Source organism: Streptomyces sp. NBC_00876 (genome assembly GCF_045207435.1).
Classification (GTDB): domain Bacteria; phylum Actinomycetota; class Actinomycetes; order Streptomycetales; family Streptomycetaceae; genus Streptomyces.
The window spans coordinates 2,249,608-2,268,614 of record NZ_CP108800.1 but is presented as its reverse complement, the minus strand read 5'-3'; the positions used below and the strand labels follow the sequence as shown (position 1 = coordinate 2,268,614).

Annotated in this window: 14 protein-coding genes and 2 pseudogenes; 5 read left to right on the top strand and 11 right to left on the bottom strand. The window is 72.4% G+C overall.

Features of this window, described 5'->3' with window-relative positions:
* Positions 1-20 precede the first annotated feature (20 nt).
* The gene (locus OG782_RS10000; RefSeq protein ID WP_406449425.1) at positions 21-2,063 is read left to right on the top strand and encodes an ATP-binding protein; all 2,043 of its coding nucleotides are present in this window, start codon (positions 21-23) and stop codon (positions 2,061-2,063) included.
* A 79-nt stretch (positions 2,064-2,142) separates the two neighbouring features.
* A complete protein-coding gene (locus OG782_RS09995; protein WP_406449423.1) occupies positions 2,143-2,493 on the top strand; it encodes a 5-carboxymethyl-2-hydroxymuconate Delta-isomerase in 351 nt (116 codons plus the stop codon).
* Positions 2,494-2,552: 59 nt separating this feature from the next.
* On the opposite strand, the gene OG782_RS09990 is transcribed toward OG782_RS09995, so the two are convergent.
* The 5 genes and pseudogenes from OG782_RS09990 to OG782_RS09970 form a co-directional block, all read right to left on the bottom strand.
* Positions 2,553-3,275, bottom strand: coding sequence for a TetR/AcrR family transcriptional regulator (locus OG782_RS09990; RefSeq protein ID WP_406449421.1), 723 nt, complete (start codon positions 3,273-3,275; stop codon positions 2,553-2,555).
* A 50-nt stretch (positions 3,276-3,325) separates the two neighbouring features.
* On the bottom strand, positions 3,326-4,402 hold the full coding sequence (locus OG782_RS09985; RefSeq protein WP_406458965.1) for a PDR/VanB family oxidoreductase: 1,077 nt from the start codon (positions 4,400-4,402) through the stop codon (positions 3,326-3,328).
* 8 nt (positions 4,403-4,410) lie between these two features.
* Positions 4,411-5,316 (bottom strand): metal-dependent hydrolase, encoded by a 906-nt coding sequence (locus OG782_RS09980; RefSeq protein WP_406449419.1) that lies wholly within the window; start codon positions 5,314-5,316, stop codon positions 4,411-4,413.
* 105 nt (positions 5,317-5,421) lie between these two features.
* Entirely contained in the window at positions 5,422-7,368 is a 1,947-nt protein-coding gene (locus OG782_RS09975; RefSeq protein ID WP_406449417.1) for a hypothetical protein, read from the bottom strand.
* A gap of 87 nt (positions 7,369-7,455) precedes the next feature.
* Positions 7,456-7,671: pseudogene (locus tag OG782_RS09970) on the bottom strand (carboxymuconolactone decarboxylase family protein); the annotation flags it as partial.
* A gap of 155 nt (positions 7,672-7,826) precedes the next feature.
* Between OG782_RS09970 and OG782_RS09965 the strand changes: the two are divergent.
* Entirely contained in the window at positions 7,827-9,506 is a 1,680-nt protein-coding gene (locus tag OG782_RS09965; RefSeq protein WP_406449415.1) for an alpha-L-fucosidase, read from the top strand.
* 102 nt (positions 9,507-9,608) lie between these two features.
* Here the strand turns inward: OG782_RS09965 and OG782_RS09960 are convergent, their stop codons facing one another.
* Both OG782_RS09960 and OG782_RS09955 read right to left on the bottom strand, forming a co-directional pair.
* A complete protein-coding gene (locus OG782_RS09960; protein WP_266777956.1) occupies positions 9,609-10,256 on the bottom strand; it encodes a response regulator transcription factor in 648 nt (215 codons plus the stop codon).
* Positions 10,241-11,509 (bottom strand): sensor histidine kinase, encoded by a 1,269-nt coding sequence (locus tag OG782_RS09955; protein ID WP_406449413.1) that lies wholly within the window; start codon positions 11,507-11,509, stop codon positions 10,241-10,243. The genes OG782_RS09960 and OG782_RS09955 overlap by 16 nt, the downstream gene beginning before the upstream one ends.
* A 247-nt stretch (positions 11,510-11,756) precedes the next feature.
* Between OG782_RS09955 and OG782_RS09950 the strand changes: the two genes are divergently transcribed.
* Positions 11,757-13,904 carry an MMPL family transporter gene (locus tag OG782_RS09950; RefSeq protein WP_406449411.1) on the top strand — a complete coding sequence of 716 codons (2,148 nt, stop codon included), beginning with the start codon at positions 11,757-11,759 and terminating at the stop codon, positions 13,902-13,904.
* Between the two features lie 80 nt (positions 13,905-13,984).
* On the opposite strand, the gene OG782_RS09945 is transcribed toward OG782_RS09950, so the two are convergent.
* The gene (locus OG782_RS09945) at positions 13,985-14,611 is read right to left on the bottom strand and encodes a winged helix-turn-helix domain-containing protein (RefSeq protein ID WP_406449409.1); all 627 of its coding nucleotides are present in this window, start codon (positions 14,609-14,611) and stop codon (positions 13,985-13,987) included.
* A gap of 400 nt (positions 14,612-15,011) precedes the next feature.
* Between OG782_RS09945 and OG782_RS09940 the strand changes: the two genes are divergently transcribed.
* Positions 15,012-15,089 carry a phage DNA packaging protein J gene (locus OG782_RS09940; RefSeq protein WP_406458963.1) on the top strand — a complete coding sequence of 26 codons (78 nt, stop codon included), beginning with the start codon at positions 15,012-15,014 and terminating at the stop codon, positions 15,087-15,089.
* On the opposite strand, the pseudogene glnII reads toward OG782_RS09940, so the two are convergent.
* The 3 genes and pseudogenes from glnII to OG782_RS09925 form a co-directional block, all read right to left on the bottom strand.
* Positions 15,061-16,074 (bottom strand): annotated as a pseudogene (gene glnII, locus OG782_RS09935) (glutamine synthetase); the annotation flags it as partial. The gene OG782_RS09940 and the pseudogene glnII overlap by 29 nt on opposite strands.
* A gap of 130 nt (positions 16,075-16,204) precedes the next feature.
* Positions 16,205-17,347 carry an ARPP-2 domain-containing protein gene (locus OG782_RS09930; protein ID WP_406449407.1) on the bottom strand — a complete coding sequence of 381 codons (1,143 nt, stop codon included), beginning with the start codon at positions 17,345-17,347 and terminating at the stop codon, positions 16,205-16,207.
* Positions 17,344-18,831, bottom strand: a complete 1,488-nt coding sequence (locus OG782_RS09925; RefSeq protein ID WP_406449405.1) for a hypothetical protein — start codon at positions 18,829-18,831, stop codon at positions 17,344-17,346. The genes OG782_RS09930 and OG782_RS09925 overlap by 4 nt, the downstream gene beginning before the upstream one ends.
* Between the last annotated feature and the right edge of the window lie 176 nt (positions 18,832-19,007).

Genomic DNA, 19,007 nt, shown 5'->3' with positions numbered 1-19,007 from the left:
GCACCTCCTGTGCAGCGACGGTGACGACGGTGAGCAACATCCCCGAGGAGACCACCAGCTTTGTCGGACGGAAGGCGGAACTCGCCAGGCTCGAACGCGCCCTCGTCACCGGCCGGCTGACCACCCTCACCGGCACCGGCGGGGTCGGCAAGACCCGGCTGGCGGTCCGCGCCGCACAGCGCGCGGAACCCCGGTACCCCGACGGGGTCTGGTGGGCCGACCTCGCCCCCCTCCACGGCGACGAGCTGCTCCTGGCCACCGTCTCCGACGCGGTCGGGCTCAGCGACCACACGCTGCGGATGCCCATCGACGTGCTGTGCGAATGGCTCGCCGACAAACAGCTCCTGCTCGTCCTGGACTCCTGCGAACACCTGCGCACCGCCTGCGCCCACCTCCTGGGCGAGATCCTCACCACCTCGCCCGGACTCACCGTCCTCGCCACCAGCAGACAGCCCCTGGACATCAAGGGCGAGCTGCTCGTCGAGGTGGAGCCGCTGCCCGTCGAGGGCGCCGCCGACGCCCTCACCCTGTTCCGGGAACGCGCGGCCGCCGCCGCCCCCGGCGCCGCGCTCGACGAACCCGGCGCCGCCGCGGCCGCCGCCGAGATCTGCCGCCGCCTCCAGGGCATCCCCCTCGCCATCGAACTCGCCGCCGCCACCGCCGGGCGCCAGAGCATCGAGGAGATCGCCATCCGGCTCGGCTCCCGCCTCGACGTGTTCGCCGACGCGACGCTCCGGCCGCTGCGCCACCGCACCCTGCGCACCACCATCGGCTGGTCCCACGAACTGTGCACCCCGCTGGAACGGCTGCTCTGGGCCCGGCTCACCGTGCTGCGCGGCGACTTCGACGAGGACACGGCCGCCACCGTCTGCGCCGGGGGACCGCTCACCGCCGGCGGTGTCCGCAAGGCCCTGCGCGGACTGGTCACCAAGTCGGTCGTCGCGTTCGACGGCGTACGCCACCGCATGCTCGACACCATCCGCGAGTACGGCCGGATGTGGCTCGCCGAACTCGGCGAGGAGCACGAGGCCGCCGACCGGCACGCCGCCTGCTTCCTCCGGCTGGCCCGCAGCGCCCACGCGGGCTGGACCGGCGACGACCAGATCCTCTGGTACCACCGCATCGCCGAATCGCACGCCGATCTGTGCGCCGCCCTGGACCACCTCCTGGTCCATGACACCGCGGCCGCCCAGGAGATGGCCGGCCGGATCGGCTTCTTCTGGTGCTGCTGCGGCCATCTCCCGCAGACCCGGGGCTACGCCCAGCGCGCCCTGGACGCCGGCCCGGCCGAGGGCCCCCACCGCACCCGCGCCCTGTGGGTGCTCGGCATCTGCGTACTCCTCCAGGGCGACTACCCGGCCGCCGAACGGATCGGCGAGGAATGCGTACGGGCGGCGGCCGACGACGCGACCGACGAGGGCAATCTCGCGGCCGGCTACCTGCGCGGCCTCACCCATCTGATGACCGGCGACCCGGAGAGGGGACTGCGCGAGGCCGAACGGGTGCTGCGCACCACCGGGGCCGGAACCCCGCTCGAATCCGCCTACCGGCTGCGCTGCCACCTGATCACCGTCTTCGCCCTCACAGGCCTCGGCCGCCTGGACGAGTCGGCCGAGGCCGCCGCCGTCCTGCGCGAGGCCTGTGTGGCCAGGGACGAGTGCTGGACGCTCAGTTACGTCGACTACCAGCTCGCCCTCATCGCCCTGCTCCAGGGCCGCGCCCGGGCGGCCGCCGCGCACGCCCGGTCCATGCTCGTGGGCAAGCACCGGCTCCGCGACAGCTTCGGCATCGCGCTCGGCCTGGACATCCTGGCCGCAGCCGTCGCCGCCCAGGGCGAGGGCGCCCAGGCCGCCCGGGTGTACGGCACCGGACAGGTCTACTGGCGGATGGTCGGCCACCCCCAGCGCGGCACCCCGGAACTGGGCCCGCTGCGCGAGGCCTGCGAACTCCAGGCCCGCTCGGCCATCGGCGACGCCGCCTACCGGCGCGCCTTCGAACAGGGCCGGGCCAACAGCGCGGAGGCGGGACTGGCCCTGGCGCTCCACGGCGAACTGCTCACATAGTGATTCCCGCTTGTGCGGGTTCCGCGATCAAGGGAAAGGTAGGGGCGACCACCGTCCGTGCCCTGTTCAGGAGCCCGTCATGCCGCAGATCACCGTCGACTACTCCGCCGAGCTCGACGAGAGCTTCGACCGCCCCGGCTTCGCGAGCGCCCTGCATCCGCTGATCGCCGAGACGGTCACCACCAGGACCGCCGCCTGCAAGACCCGGTTCCGCCGGGTCGAGGAGACGGTGGTGGCCGACGCCCCCGGCGGCGACGCGATCGTGCACATCGACATCGCGCTGCTGCCCGGCCGCACCCCCGAGCTCAGGGCGCAGCTCACCGAAGCGGTCGTCGAGCTGCTCGCCGGACACATCACGCCTTCTGCCGGTCTGACCCTGCACCTCTCGGCCGAGACGCGCGACCTCGACCCGTCCTACCGCAACCACTGAGGTCCGGACGGTGCCGTCACCCCGCCGCCGGGCGACCTGACGGCACCGCGGGTCTCCCGTCAGTGCGACCGCTGCGGAGGCACCGCCGGCACGGCGGGCGCCAGTGAGGAGAGCCGCACCAGCAGATCTCCGAACGGCCCGTCCGCCGGCTCCTGGGCGAGGAACCGCAGCACGACGGCCGCCATCTCCTCGTTGTAAGCGGCGCTCACCGCGGCCAGCGCCGCGAAGTCGTGCACCAGCTGCAACTCCAGCTCCGCACGCGGGATCCGCCGCCCGTCCAGCCAGATCAGGGCCGTCGACTCGGCGAGCGACACCCACGACCGCACGACCAACTCCAGCCGGGCCGGGGGCTCATCGACCCCCAGATGGGCCAGGATCTGCTCGCAGGCGGCCTGGCGCACCCCGTCGATCATCGCGTTCGCCGTCGAGGATCCCACCGCCGGGCCGCCCCGCATCAGCGCCGCGAAGCCGGGCCCGTGCTCGTCGACGAAGTCGAAGAACCGCCCCATCACCCGCAACAGCCGGGCGCCCAGGGGGCCTTCGCGCGGTTCCAGGAACCGGGTGGACAGCTCGTCGGCGGCCCGCCGCAGCGCCGCCTCGTACAGGCTCTGCTTGCCCGGGAAGTAGTGGTAGACCAGCGGCCGCGAGATCCCGGCGGCGGCGGCGATCTCGTCGATCGACACCTCGTCCGGGGAGCGGTGGCTGAACAACTCCAGCGCGACACCGATCAGCTGCTGCCTGCGCTCCTCGACGCCCATCCTGCGCCGCACCCCGGTCGTCATGTGGACCAGGGTACCGACCGGCCGCTCGGGCATCCCCTACGGGACAGCCCTTAGAGGTCCAGCACCAGCCGTTCGCCCCGGCACCGCGACACACAGATCAGCATCGCGCCGTCCCGCTCCGCGTCCGTCAGCAGATCGTCACGGTGATCGACCTCGCCCTCCAGGACGCGCTGTTGGCACGTACCGCAGAAGCCCTGCTCGCAGGAGTACGAGACGTGCGGCACCTCCGCGCGCACGGCGGCGAGCACCGACTGGCCGGCCGCGACGGGGACCGTGCGGCCCGAGCGCCGCAGCTCCACCTCGAAGGGCGCCGAGCCGGCCGCGTCCGTGCCCGCAGCGGCGAAGCGCTCCAGATGCAGGGTGCAGCCGGGCGGGAGCGCGGCGGCGACCGCGTCCATCAGGGGCTCGGGGCCGCAGCAGTGCACCGCCGTGCCCGCCGCCGCGTCCGCGAGGGCCGCCGCGATGTCGGGGTGGCCCGCCTCGTCCTGCGGGACGACGGTGACCCGGCCGCCGTCGGCTCCCAGCTTCTCGATCTCTTCCAGGAACGGCATCGTCGCCCGGCTGCGCCCCCCGTACAGCAGCCGCCAGTCGGCCCCCGACGCGGCGAGCGCGCGCACCATCGGCAGGATCGGAGTGATGCCGATGCCGCCGGCGACGAGGACATGGGCGGGGGCGTCGGCCAGCGGGAAGCGGTTGCGCGGGCCGCGGACCTCGGCCTCCGCGCCCTCGTGCAGCACGGCGTGCACCTCACGGGAACCGCCGCGCCCGTCCTCGGCCAGCCGGGTCGCGACGGTGTACGAGCCGGTGTCGGCCGGGTCGCCGCACAGGGAGTACTGGCGGACCAGACCGGACGGCAGCACCAGGTCCAGATGCGCGCCGGGCTGCCAGGGCGGCAGGTCCGGCCCCTCCAGGCGGAGTTGTACGACACCGTCGGCAGGTGTGGTGCGCTCGGTGATCAGCAGCCGCCGGCCGGTGGTGGAGCGGCGCTGCGACCGGCCGGACACGGGCTCGTCCAGCGCCGGCAGCGGCCACAGCGGGGAGTGCTCGATGCGCCGGCGCATCGCCCGCTTGGCGAGCAGGGCGGCGCCGGCCAGCACGGCGACGGTACGCAGGCGGGGGAGGGGCAGGGGCATGGTCAGCCGGTTTCCGTCGTGCGGGCCTCGGCGGCGACCGCGGCGGGCGAGCGGGTGAGGTAGTCCACGGCCTGGGCCGTGCTGCCCTCCTGCGAGGGGTGGTACGTACGGCTCAGGTAGCGCGGGATGGAGCGGACCATCGAGGGCGTGCTCGGCAGGGTGCCGCGCCGCCCGCTGCGGTAGAACTGCCCGAACGACGCCTTGCCGTCCAGCAGGCTCGGGTCGTTCTCCATGAAGAACCGGGTGCCGCGCTGCCAGAGGAAGACCAGGGCGGAGAACGCGGTCGCCCAGGTCCGCAGCCGCCGCCGGTATCCGCCGTCGACGTGCATGAACACATCGAAGGCGACCGAGCGGTGCTCGACCTCCTCCGCCCCGTGCCAGCGCAGCAGGTCCAGCATCGTGGGGTCGGCGCCGCGCCGGTCCAGCTCCCCGGCGTTCAGGATCCAGTCGCCGAGGAACGCGGTGAAGTGCTCGATCGCCGCGATCGTCGCCACCCGCTCCATCAGCCACCACTTGCGCGCCCGGCCCGGCGGCAGCGTCCGGTCGCCGAGCAGCTTCTCGAAGAGCCAGTCGACCTGGGCGGTGTACGGGGTCGGGTCGAGGCCGAGCTCCTTCAGACGCGGCAGCACGTCGTCATGGGCCTGGGAGTGCATCGCCTCCTGGCCGATGAACCCGATGACGTCCTGGCGCAGTTGCTCGTCATGGATGTACGGGAGCACCTGGCGGTAGACGTGGATGAACCAGCGTTCCCCGGCCGGGAGCAGCAGATGGAGGACGTTGATGGTGTGCGTGGTGAACGGGTCGCCCGGCAACCAGTGCAGGGGAGTCCCGTCCCAGGCGAAGGAGACCCGACGGGCCTTGAGCGGGGTCCGCTCCGACGCGACCGCCGCTGGCTGCGTGTTAGACATGTTGTCAATGTACTGAGGGGTAAGCCCGGGGAACAGAGGCGTGCGCCGAATTCCTGCACCCGTATCCGGCCGCGGCGTCCGGCCCCCTGCCCCGGCCCGGTGCGCTCAGCGCAGCGCACCGACCTGGCTGCCGTCCGCCAGCCGCCCGTTCAGCCGGGCCCGGTCGCCCGCCCCGGCGGGCACCGCGAGCAGCCGCCCCCGCGCCCGGCCCGTCACCCCGCCCGATGTGGTCAGCGAGGCGAACTGCTCACTGCCCGCCGCCAGTACGTACCACCGCCCGCCGTGCGACTTCCACAGCACGCCCGCCAGCACCCGTGGCGTGCGCGTCCCGCACGCAGGTGAGTCCTCGGCGCGCGCCGCGACCGCCCCCGGCGGCCTGCTGCCCGGCGGCCGCGCGGACGGTGCCTGGAACTGGGCCAGGACCCTGCTGCCCGTGCCCCGCCAGGTCTCCGCCCGGGTGCACAGCCACTGGGCCGAGCCGTTGCCCTCGGGCAGCGGCTGTGTCGCGTACGTCCAGGAGTTCACCGACCGCACACCGTGCGAGCGCACGGCCGGCAGCAGACAGGCGGTCCGCGCCCAGCTCTCGAACTCCGCGCGCCCCGCGACGTCGTGCGCTCTCGCCGGCGGGCCCGAGGTCAGCCGGGCCGGGGCGAGTTCCCCCAGATCCGTGACCAGCCGCACCGCCGCGGCGTCGGCCAGTTCGAGGGCGTCCCAGGCCCGGCAGCCGGAAGCGGTCGCCGGGCTGGTCAGCGGGGCGGTCACGCCGTCGCGGGAGCGGTGCAGCGCACGCGGCGCCCGGTCCGGAGCGAGCAGATCCCGTACCCGTACGCTCCGCACCCAGGGCGCCGTCAGATACCGGACCCTGCCGTGCGCCCGGTCCACCACCAGGGCGCCCGCCGAAGTCACGTCCGCCCCGTCGACCCGGGCGAAGTCGAGCACCGCGCCCTTGGACGGGTCGGCGTTCCGGGGCTCCGCGTACCGCACGACGCGCAGCCCGTCGTAGAACAGCACCACCGCCGACGCACCCACCTCACCCGCGTACAGCAGCTGCGGCGCCCCCATCGGCGGCCCCGCGGGCGTCCGCGGCGTCGCCGACGTCCGCACCCCGGTGCCCGGCCGCGCCCAGACAGCCAGCGCCCGCCGCAGCAGCCGGGTGTCCTCGGTACGGTCGCCCCGGGTGGGCCAGGCGGTGAAATCGGTACGCGGCGAGCGCCGCCAGAACGTCGCCGGCACCACCCGCAGCGCCCCCGGATCCAGGGCCGCTTCGGCGGCCGGATTGCGCGCGTACAGCGGTGCGGACGGCGCACCGTGCCCCCAGCCGTCACCCGGCAGCCCCAGCAGCGCCCCGCACACCAGCAGCGCCGCGACCGCCGCCACCGCCGCCCTGGCATATCTGCGGCGGCGCGGCAGATCCGGCGGCCTGGCCTGGAGCGAGCAGGGATCGAACTCGGGCGACAGCAGCAGCGCGTACGGGGCGGACACTCCGTCCGCCTCCGTCAGCGCCGCATGCGGATCCGCCACCCCCGCAGCGGCCAGCTCCCGCCGGACCTCCCCGTCCGCCAGCCCCTCCAGGCCACGCAGCACGAACACGGCGCGGGCCCCCGGACCGATCTCCGACAGCCGCTGCTCCAGGGCGAGTTCATCGGCCCCGCCCGAGTGCGGGAACAGCCGCAGCCCCCAGGCCAGCGGAAGGACGGGAGGCAGCTGCACGCGGTGCGGCCGGCACCGAAGGCGGCGCGGCAGGCCCGCGGCCAGCGCACCGCGCAGCACCTCCCGCCGGACGTACGCGTATCCGGGACCGGCCTCCTCCGTGCGGCCGGGGTGGCGGGGCGGCGGGAGTGCGCCGTCCGCCGTCCCGGTTCGGTGCGCGGCCTGCAGCGAGCGCTGGGCCAGGGCGTGGGCGGTGAGCACGCGCCGGCTCCGGCCCAGGGAGGGCGGCAGGACGAGATAGCCGATGCGCGCCAGCCGCGGGTAGTGCTCCAGGAGCGCAGACTCGGCCCGCTCCGCATCGACCGGGGCGGCGGCTGGCGGTACCTCTGACTGTGGGCGCACATTCAGCAGAACGAGCGAATCATCCGATGGTCACTCCGGGCGGCCCCGGCGGCCGCTGCCACCCGCGCAATCCGCCAGGCGCAAGTATCAGGCGAACCGGGCCAGTTGGTGATCGATCGGGGCGTCCGTCATCCGGTTGGCCAGGGTCGTCATGGTATAGGTGCCGATCCCCAGGACCACTTCCAGCGCGTTGCGGGAGGTGTACCCGTGTGCCAGGAACGACTGGAGCGTGTCGTCGTCGACGGCCCCGCTCGTCGCGAGGACGGTCAGGGTGAACTGCCGTACCGCTTGGAGTCGTTCGTCCAACGGCTGAACGGGCCTGTGTGGACTTGGACTTTACGGTCGAGAGATAGGACGTATGTAGCGCGCACCCTTCCCGTGGGGCACTTCGTGCGGCACCATGCACGCGTCGGCACCCGAGAGATCCGACCACTTGTGGTCGTGAATGGGAGGGAACCATGGCACGACGCACCCATGTGCTCAGCGCGCTCGCACTGGCGGCCGCCGCCGCGCTCATCCCCGTACAGGCCACGGCGCAGCAACCGGCACCCCGGCCGTCCGCCTCGCCCGCCACCCCGTGCGGCGCGCCCGTGAGACCCGCGTCGCAGATGACGGTCGACGCGTGCGACAGCCCCGACCGGATCATCGAGAAGGCGGCGAACATCGTCCCCACGCCCGGCCAACTTGCCTGGCAGCAGCGGGAGGTCACCGCCTTCACGCACTTCGGGATGAACACCTTCACCAACCGTGAATGGGGCTCCGGCACGGAGGACGAGAAGCTCTTCGCCCCGAAGAGCATCGACGCCGACCAGTGGATGAGCGCCTACAAGGCCGCAGGCGTCGAGCAGGTCATGCTCACCGTCAAGCACCACGACGGATTCGTCCTGTACCCGAGCCGCTACACCGACCACTCGGTCGCCCTCAGTCCGGGCAGCCCCGATGTGGTCGCCGCCTATGTGAAGGCCGCCCGCAAGGCGGGCCTGAAGGTCGGCCTCTATCTCTCGCCCTCCGACGGCGCCGAACTCCCGCACGCCTGGCACGCCGAGTGGGTCGAGAAGATCCGCGCCAAGCAGGCCGAGGGCAAACCCCTGAGCCTGCCGGAGCGGATGGCGCTGGAGGACGGCGACCGCGCCCCCGCCGGTCAGGGCCGCTTCGGCAACGGCAGCGCCGTCACCGAGCGCACCATCCCCACCCTCGTCCCCGGCGACGACCGCGCGGCCCGCGTGAAGAGCGGCAAGCTGCCCACGTTCAAGGTGCGGGCCGACGACTACGACGCGTACTACCTCAACCAGCTCTACGAGATCTTCACCCAGTACGGCCCGGTCGAGGAGCTCTGGCTCGACGGCGCCAACCCCTGGTCCGGCTCCGGCATCACCCAGAAGTACGACGTCAAGCAGTGGTTCGACATGGTCAAGGCGCTGTCGCCGAACACCGTCGTCTTCCAGGGCCCGCAGGGCGTCCGCTGGGTCGGCAACGAGTCCGGCGTCGCCCGGGAGACCGAGTGGAGCGTCACCCCGCACACCACCGACCCGTGGACCGGGCTCGGCAGTCTCCCCAATGACTCGACCGACGCCGACATCGGCTCCCGGACCAAGCTCCTCGCCCCGGGCGTCAACTACCTCCAGTGGTACCCGGCCGAGGCGGACGTCTCCAACCGGCCCGGCTGGTTCTACCACCAGAACGAACAGCCCAAGACCCCGGCGCAGTTGATGAACCTGTACGAGAAGAGCGTCGGCCGCAACGCCTCGCTCCTGCTCAACGTCCCGCCCGCGCCCGACGGGCGGATCGCCGACGCGGACGTCGCGTCCCTGACCGCCTTCGGTGCCGACCTGCGCCGGATCTACGGCTCCGGTCTGCGCGAGCAGGGCCCGGGACCGTACACCTTCGACCGCGTGGCGGTCCGCGAGGACATCCGGCACGGACAGCGGGTGGAGAAGTTCGCCGTGGAGGCGAGGATCGACGGAACGTGGCAGCGGATCGCCGAAGGCACCACCATCGGCCACGAGCGCATCCTGCCGCTCCCCGCCGCCGTCACCGCGTCGGCGGTCCGGGTCGAGGTGCTGGAATCCAGGGCGAAGCCGCACCTGGGCGCCACGACCCTGCACCTGACCACGGCACCGGCTCCGGCCACCTCCTGACCCGGCCCGGGGTCCGCGCGTCCTGACCGGTCCTGACTCCGGCCCGGACGCGCGAACCCCGCGCCGCCCACCGCGGACCCGGCATGATCCGAGCGAGAGGCCCTAACCCCGGTCCAGATACGCGAGCACCGCGAGAACGCGGCGGTTGTCGTCGTCGGAGGGCGGCAGGCCGAGCTTCCCGAAGATGTTCGAGGTGTGCTTGGCCACCGCCCGCTCCGTGATCACCATCTGCGAGGCGATCGCCGCGTTCGAACGGCCCTGGGCCATCAGCTCCATGACCTCCCGCTCCCTCGGCGTCAGCCCGCCCATCGGCTTGTCCTGCGAACGCCGCGACAGCAGCTGTGAGATCACCTGCGGGTCCATCGCGGTGCCGCCCGCCGCGACCCGGCGCACCGCGTCGATGAACTGGTCGGCGTCGAACACCCGGTCCTTCAGCAGATAGCCGATCGCCCCGTTGCCGTCCGCCAGCAGCTCGCGCGCGTACAACTGCTCGACGTGCTGGGAGAGCACCAGCACCGGCAGGCCCGGCCTGGCCCGCCGGGCCGCGAGTGCGCACTGAAGCCCCTCGTCGGTGTGGGACGGCGGAAGCCGGACGTCGACAACGGCGACGTCCGGCTTCAACTCGGCGAGTGCTCTGGTGAGTTCGGGCCCGGTCTCGACGGCGGCCGCGATCTCGAAGTCGTACGCCTCCAGCATGCGGACCAGGCCGTCGCGCAACAGGAAGAGATCTTCGGCTAGGACAACTCGCAAGGGATCTCCATGGTCACCATGGTGGGACCGCCCGCGGGGCTGCTGACGGCCATGATGCCGTCGAATGTACCGAGTCGCCGTTCGATTCCGCTCAGGCCCGAGCCCGATCCGGCCGACGCACCGCCCTTTCCGTTGTCGGTGACCGAGATCCGCAGCATGCCGCCGGCATGGTGCAGGTCCACCCAGATCCGGTCCGCCCCGGAGTGCTTCGCCGCGTTCGTCAGGGTCTCACTGACCGCGAAGTACGCCGCCGACTCGACCGGGGCCTCGGCCCGGCCGTCCAGCTCCACATCCACCTCGGACGGGATGGGCAGCCGCAGCGCCAGCGCCCTGACCGCGTCCCCCAGTCCACGCTCGGCGAGCACCGGCGGATGGATGCCGCGCACGAGATCGCGCAGCTCCGTGAGGGCTTCGGCCGACGACTCGCGGGCCATCGCCAGCAGCTTCTTCGCCTGCGCCGGGTCCTTCTCGATCAAGGCCTCGATCGTGCCCAGGTTCATGCCCATGGCGACCAGCCGCGCCTGCGCCCCGTCGTGCAGGTCCCGCTCGATGCGCCGCAGTTCCGACGCGGCGGTGTCCACCGCCTCGTGCCGGGTCTCGGTCAGCCGGTCGATGCGCAGGGCCAGTTCCTGCTCATGGGTGGGGGCCAGCACCGAGCGGGCGAGCAGGAAGTGCGCCCGCAGGAGCCGCTCGCTCAGCGCCACACCGGCCGCGAAGAACGCCACGCCGACCGCGGCGGCGGCCAGCCCCGTCGCCTGACTGTCGACGGGGACGAACGTGTACCAGTACCGGTCGTCCGTGAAGACCCGCCACAGACCCGCCGCCAGGACGAACCCCTCCACCGGGTAGATCATCAGCGTTGCCGCCAGCAACGCCACCACGGAGCCGGCCGACATGTCGACCACCAGCCACTGCATGTCCCGCCAGGTCGCCGGGTCCTTCAGCATCAGCGTGGTCCGCTCCACCTGCCCGGTGAAGCCGCTGCGCACATCCTTCGGGAGCGGCCGGTACGGGACCGGGATACGCACGTCCGACCAGGTGATGGCCAGCAGCCGGCGCTGATTGGCGTGCTTGCGGACCGCCGCCAGCAACTGGGGGGTGGTGACCAGGCCGATGCCCAGCGGGATGAGGACGATCGAGACCAGCGTCAGCGCGAACAGCGTGACCGACCCCGCCAGCGCGGTGACCGACAGCACCAGCCCGCGCCCCGCGGCCAGCAGCGCTGCCCGTATCCGTCCCTGTTTCGCGTTCATCCTGGTCCCTCTTTCCTCGCCGGGGTTGCCGGGCCGTCGTGCCGGCCCCGGTCCGCACCCAGTCTGACCCGTCGGACGCCGGGCGCGTCAGCCGTCCCGCCACCCGGTGGGGGTGTACCCAGCACCACCCCCGGGACCTCGCTCTACGTCCCGCCGAGTGGGGGCTTCGGCGGCTGGGGCGGCGGGCCCGGAATTCCTAGATTCGAAGGAGTCCGGTCAGACATCTACTTCAGGGGGCGAACACGCCATGAGGCGTAACCTCGCGGCACGTATCGGTGTGTGGAGCGCACACCATCGCAAGACGGCCATTCTCGGCTGGCTGCTCTTCGTCGTACTCGCCGCGGGCATCGGCGGCGCGTCGGGCATGGTCGAGATGACGGACGCGGAGAACGGCGCCGGCGACTCGGCCCGCGCCGAGCAGATCCTCTCCGACGCCGGCCTGAGCCACCGCGCGGGCGAGCTGGTCATGGTGTCGGCCGCGGAGCCCGACGGCTGGCGGACGGCGGCGCGCGAGCTCTCCACGGCCATCGGGAAGACCGGCGAGGTGACCGGTCTCGCCGCGCCCGTCCCCTCCAAGGACGGCAAGGACGCACTGATCACCTTCGAGATGAAGGGCGACGCGGCCACCTCCGCCGACCGGGTACAGCCCGTCCTGGACGCCGTGGCCGGGGTCCGCGAGGACCGGACGGACGTCACGGTCCACCAGTTCGGCGAGGCCAGCGCCGGCAAGTGGCTCGGCGACCTGCTCTCCGAGGATTTCAAGCAGGCCGAGTTCACCGCCGTACCCCTGGCGCTCGGCATCCTGCTGGTCGCCTTCGGCGCCGTCGTCGCGGCGCTGCTGCCCGTGGGACTCGCGCTGACCGCGTGCATGGCCGCCTTCGGACTGCTCTCGCTCGCCAGCCACCAGCTCCACCTCTTCCAGACCACGTACTCCGTGATGTTCCTGATGGGCTTCGCCGTCGGCGTCGACTACTGCCTCTTCTACCTGCGGCGCGAGCGTGACGAGCGGGCCGCCGGGCGCGACGCCGAGACGGCGCTGCGGATCGCCGCGGCGACCAGCGGCCGGGCCGTACTCGTGTCCGGGCTGACCGTCATGGTCGCGATGGCCGGCATGTTCCTGTCCGGGCTGATGCTGTTCAAGGGCTTCGCCCTCGCCACGATCATCGTGGTCTTCATCGCCATGCTGGGCTCCGTGACGGTGCTGCCCGCGCTGCTGTCCTGGCTGGGCGACCGGGTCGACGCCGGACGTGTGCCGCTGCTGAACCGGCGCAACAAGCGGGGCAAGAAGGAGAGCGGCAGGATCGCCGGCAAGCTGCTGCGGCCCGTCCTGTCCAAGCCGAAGTTCTTCGCCGCCGTCTCGGTCGTCGTCCTGCTCGTCCTGGCCGCGCCCGCCCTCGGCATGAAGACCGAAGAGCTGGGCCTGGAAAAGCAGTTCGGCTCGGACTCCGAACTCTCGGTCGCCTACCGGCACATCAGCGAGACCTTCCCCGGCGGTCCCGATCCCGCCCAGGTGGTCGTGGAGGCCGACGACATCGCGGCACCCGCCGTACGCAAGGCGCTTGCCGGCTTCGACAAGGTGACCGTCCACCGGGCGCAGAACGTCGCGGAGATCGAGGTCCCGCTGCCCGGCGGCGAGGCCGACCTGGCCGGCCTGCGCGAGGACCGGCTGCCGGCAGCGTTCGACGGCACGGGCGCCCGTGCCTATGTGACCGGTGAGGTGGCCGGTTCGGTGGACTTCAACGACCAGCTGAAGCGCGGCATCGTGCCCGTCTTCCTCTTCATCACCGCGGTGACGTTCCTGCTGATGCTGTTCTGCTTCCGCAGCTATGTCATCGCCGTGACCTCGATCCTGCTCAACCTGCTCTCCGTGGCCGCCGCCTACGGCGTGATGACCGCCGTCTTCCAGCACGGCTGGGGTGCCTCGCTGATCGGCTCGGAGGGGGTCGGTGCGATCGAGTCCTGGATGCCGCTGTTCGTCCTGGTCGTCCTGTTCGGGCTCTCGATGGACTACCACGTCTTCGTGGTCTCCCGGATCCGTGAGGCCCATGGCCGCGGTCTGTCCACCCGGGCCGCGATCGACGAGGGCATCCGGCGCACGGCAGGCGCGGTGACCGGCGCGGCCGTGATCATGGTGGCGGTGTTCTCGGTCTTCGGGACGCTGTCCATGCAGGACATGCAGCAGATGGGCGTCGGCCTGGCCGTCGCGGTGCTGCTGGACGCCACGATCGTACGGATGGTGCTGCTGCCCTCCGTGATGGCTCTGCTGGGGGAGCGGAACTGGCGGACCCCGCGCGCCCTGACCCGGCTGCCGAGCCTGGACCACAGCGAGCCGGAGCCGGAACCCGCTCCCGCGGCGATGGCGGATGGAACGGTGGGAACGGGGCCGAGGGGCTGAGGGGCTGGGCCCGCCCCGGCCGGGCATGAAGCGGCCCCGGCTCCGGAACATCACCGGAGCCGGGGCCGATTCGGGTGCGATCAGGGCGTGTACTTGTAACCGACGCGCCGCACCGTCTGGATCGACCGGCGGTGCTCGGCGCCCAGCTTGCGGCGCAGCCGCGCGATGTGGACGTCGACGGTACGCCCGTCGCCCACGTGCCCGTAGCCCCAGACCGTCGTCACCAACTGGTCCCGGGAGTGCACCCGGTGCGGGTGCGCCACCAGATGGGAGAGCAGCTCGAACTCCAGGTAGGTGAGGTCGAGTGCGCTGCCGTTCACCGAAGCGGTGCGCTGGACGGAGTCGATGCGCACCGGCCCGGCCCCCGGCTCCTCCAGCGGTTCCGGCACGGCGAACCGGCCGGCCAGGGCGGCCCCGGCAGTCGCCGCGGCGAGGGCCGGCTGCTGGTCGGCGGGGACGAGCACCAGGTAGCCGACCATCGGCGGCCGGCCCGGCAGCGCCGGCAGGGTGTGCTGGGGTGCGGGCAGCCAGGTCGCGCCCGGCGTCAGGAAGGTGGCGATATCGGCCGGCCGGACGACCTCGTCGGGAGCGACGGCACGCAGCCGGTGCCGGTGGGGGGAGAGGGGACGGGCGGAGGCGGCCGCAGCGGTCGCCGTCGGCGCTGCGGTGGCAGCGGCTGCGGCGGAGAAGGTACGAGTGTTCGCCATGAGGGTCAGCTCTTTCGCGCGAAGGAGTCGTCTGTGGACGGACTTGCTGCGTGCGCGCGGACCGAAGACCGGGGTGAGCGGCTTTAGAGGGCCAGCGCGTTCAACGCGCGGCAACACACCCGGTCGAAGTCGTGATGCTGACGGGAGGGCCAGAAAGGCTCGAGGTCGCTGCGACCTGTCGAGTGGTGCGGGAAGCTGGCCATAACCCCATTGAACCAGAGAACGGGACGCCGCAGCAGACCTCTCTCACCCGTCGATACGGACCTTTTGCGTTACGTTCCTCACTCCGGCCCCCAACCGCCGCTCACCGGGCACGGGATCACCCCGGCCCACCGCACCGGCAACGCCCCGGGCATGCCGAAGGGGCGCCCGCCGGATGACCGGCGGGCGCCCCTCGTAGCTGCGTTACTGCTCCGGGATCAGACCTGGTCGGCCTTCTCCAGCGCGGAGCAGCAGGTGTCGACGATCAGCCGCGTGACGACGTACGGGTCGACGTTGGCGTTCGGGCGGCGGTCCTCGATGTAGCCCTTCTGGTCCTGCTCGACCTGCCACGGGATACGGACCGAGGCACCGCGGTTGGAGACGCCGTAGCTGTACTCGTTCCACGGGGCGGTCTCGTGCAGACCCGTCAGACGGTCGTCGATGCCCGCGCCGTAGTTCTTGACGTGGTCCATCGGCTTCGAGCCCTCGCCCAGCGACTCGCACGCGGTGATGATCGCGTCGTAACCCTCGCGCATCGCCTTGGTGGAGAAGTTGGTGTGCGCGCCCGCGCCGTTCCAGTCGCCCTTGACCGGCTTGGGGTCGAGGGTCGCGGAGACGTTGAAGTCCTCGGCGGTGCGGTAGAGCAGCCAGCGGGCGATCCACAGCTGGTCGGAGACCTCCAGCGGGGAGACCGGCCCGACCTGGAACTCCCACTGACCGGGCATGACCTCGGCGTTGATGCCGGAGATCGCCAGGCCCGCCTTCAGGCAGTTGTCGAGGTGCTTCTCGACGATGTCACGGCCGAAGATCTCGTCCGCGCCGACGCCGCAGTAGTACCCGCCCTGCGCGGCCGGGAAGCCGCCCACGGGGAAGCCGAGCGGCCGGTCGCCGTCGAAGAAGGTGTACTCCTGCTCGATGCCGAAGACCGGCTCCTGGCCCGCGAACTGCTCGGCGACCGGACGCAGCGCGGCCCGCGTGTTGGACTCGTGCGCGGTCATGTCGATGTTGAAGACCTCGCACAGGACCAGGACGTCGTCACCGCCGCGGATCGGGTCCGGGCAGGTGAAGACCGGCTTCAGCACCCGGTCGGAGGCGTGGCCCTCGGCCTGGTTGGTGCTCGACCCGTCGAAGCCCCAGATGGGCAGCTCCGCCACGTCGGACGAGGGGGAACCGGGCATGATCTTCGTCTTGGAACGGAGCTTGGCGGTCGGCTCGGTGCCGTCGATCCAGATGTACTCAGCCTTGAACGTCACGGAAGCCATCCTTTGGGGGTGCTGCGGGTCTATGCAGCGCAGCTTCGCAAGACGCGATTTCCCGTCCGTTGCTCTTGTGTGAACCCCGTGTTACCGAGGTTTCCTGCGTAAGACGGGCCCGCCGTGGGATGCCTGCCCGCTACCGGCTGCGGTCCCTGAGCAGCGTCTCGAAGCCGGCGGCCCGGATCCGCCGCACCAGCTCCTCGGGGCTCGTGCCCAGCGCCACCGCCGCGCGCGGCAGCAGCCAGTCCGCGTCGGCGAGCCGCTGGAGCAGATGACCGCGCCGGATCTGCGCCTCGGACAGCCGGAACGTCTTCAGGTAGGCGACCTGCCCCTTGTGATCGGTGACCGTCTCGCCGATGTGCTGCCCGCCCCGGTTGCGCAGGAACGGCGGCAGGAACCGCCACAGTGTGAACGACCCCATCCGGTGGACCCGGTCGAAGCCGTACGAGGAATCCAGCAGCTCCCGCGCGAAGAGCGTGTCGTGCGCCTCGCTCCACTCCCGCTCCTGCTGCCGCGCGGCCGCCCGCAGAGCCGCGAGCGTCCGCAGCCGCGGCCCGTCCGGGATCCGCGCCCCGAAATCGGCCACCGGCGCCCCGTACATCGCGTACTGATGGACCAGCTCCCCGAACAGGTCCTGGACGAGTGTCGGGTGCAGCAGCCGGTAGTCGTCGGGGTGCGGGAGCACGAAGGCGGCGGCGAGCGCGTCGGCCGCGTACACCATCACCCCGCACTGGCCGGGATGGATCTCGAACGCCCGCAGCGCGTCGTCGAGCCCGCGCACCGACCACCCCATGTACGCGTCCTCGGCGCGCGGCGAAAGCCCGTCGCGCAGCGCCTGGCGCGACCACTCCTCCCACGCGGTCGACGGCCCGCCGAAGTGCAGCGAGAGATAGCCCTCCATCGCGAGGTGCAGCGGCAGGAAGCGCAGCCGGTCGCCGGGCTGCCGCTTGGCCATCCGGTGGTGGCGGTGGCGCGGCAGCGTGACGGTCCGGGGCGGCGCGGAACCCGTGCCGCTCCCGTCGGCGCCGGCCAGCTGCGTACCGTACGTGGCGCTCCGCGCGCCCTCGCCCGACCAGTCGGCGACGAATCCGTGCGGGATGTACGAGGTGTAGTGCGTGCGCGGGCCCACCTCGACCACCGCGGACCCGTACCCCGTGTACACCTCCCGGTGCAGCCGGAGCCCCTCGACGGGCTTCTCGCGCACCAGCGGCACCAGCCGGATGCCGCCCCACACCTGCGAGGGGCGGGCGGTGAGCCCGGTCAGTTCGAGCCTGTTCACAGCGGGCCTCCCGACGGATCGGCGGTGACGAACCGGGCGACCTGCCGGTCCAGATAGGCGTGCAGTTCGGCGGGGCCGGTGCGCCCCTCGGAGAACTGGGCGATCTCCACCAGCGCCGGCAGATCCTCCGCGTCCCGGATGCCCGCCGTCGGCACGGCCACAGACAGCCGCCGGACGTCGAAACCGTCCGCGTCGTATACAGGGTTCACATGCACCACAGCGGTGCGCCGGTCCGGATCGAGCCGGGTCCGCCACACCCGCAGCACCTCGCCCGCGAGTCCGGGCGGGGCGTTGTCCCAGCCGTCCGAGACGATGACCAGCCGGTCCGGGCCGTGCTCCAGGGCGTCCAGGACACGGGTGCCGAGCGGTGTCGGCCCCCAGGGCCTGACCAGCAGCGGATCGGTCGTGCCGGAGGTCCACAGCGGAACGTACGCACCCGGGGCGGCCAGCTCCGCCAGCAGGAAGTGGCAGGCCAGCGCCACCGCGAGCGGCCGGCGCCGCTTCTCGCCCGAACCGGACGAGGAGTAGCTGTCGTCGAGCACGGCGGCGACCCGCCCCCAGCTCCCGGCATGCGGGCCCGCCGCACGACGGGCCGCGGCCCGCAGAGCCGCGGTGAACTCCGTGCGGTGGCTCCGCCGCAGCTCCGCGCCGCAGGCCAGGACGTACAGCGCGAGCCGGGTCAGCGGCATCACGGTCAGATCGACATCCGCCGAAGGCTCCCGCGGGGTGGCCCTGTCGCGCTGCCCCTGGGTGCGCAGCCGCTCCAGCCGCGTCATCCGGGGCACCATCCGCTCCAGGAACGCCTCGCGCTTCATGCCGTGCCGGGCCGCGAAGCCCTCGGCGACGGTGAACGGCAGCTCGTCGACGGCGCCCTGCTCGTAGTGGGCGCGGCGCCAGGCGTCGAGCAGCCGGTGCCGGTAGCGCGGCAGCTTCCCGGGCCGGAAGAGGAAGTCGCCCAGCTCTCCGCCCAGCCCCTCCCCGTGCGCCCCGCCGCCGTGGCCGAGCCGGAGATGGGCGTGGCGGACCGCGGTCTTCAGCCCCCGGCGGTACTTCACCGCGTCGTGCGCCGGATCCGGCCGTGCCGCCAGCCAGTCGCGCATGATCGCGCGGGTACGCCGGTTGTTGACCTTGGCCGCGCGCAGCCCGCGGAACAGCCGGTAGACCCGAGGCGGCGGCAGCTTCGCCAGCCGGGCCGCGATCAGCCGGCCCTCGGTGCGCTTCTCCTCGGCCGAGGCGTCGGCGGCGTGCTCCAGCAGTCCCTGCACGATGCGCACGGCGTTGTGGTCGTTGATGTCCAGGGCGAGCGAGGCGGCGTACACCCGGCGGTAGTTGACCCGCACGTACTCGTGCAGGAAGTCCAGCGAGAGCTGCTGCCGGGAGGCATCCGAGTGGAACTCGCGCTGCCCGGTCGCCGTGATGGCCGCGTTGACGAAGAGGAGCACGTCCTCGGCGGCGACAAGATCGGCAAAGGTCTCGGTCGTCATGATGAATCCCCCGTGGTGTTCCGCGAGGCGGTACGCACATGCGGAAGCCGGCCGGGGAATGGGGGCGCGAGCAGCGAAATTTTTGCTTTAGAGGCAAGTCCCGGAAGTCGCACCGGAGTCCCGCGGCCGGCTCCGTCAACGTAACCGCCCGGCCGCCCGCTGCGCCACCGTATTCG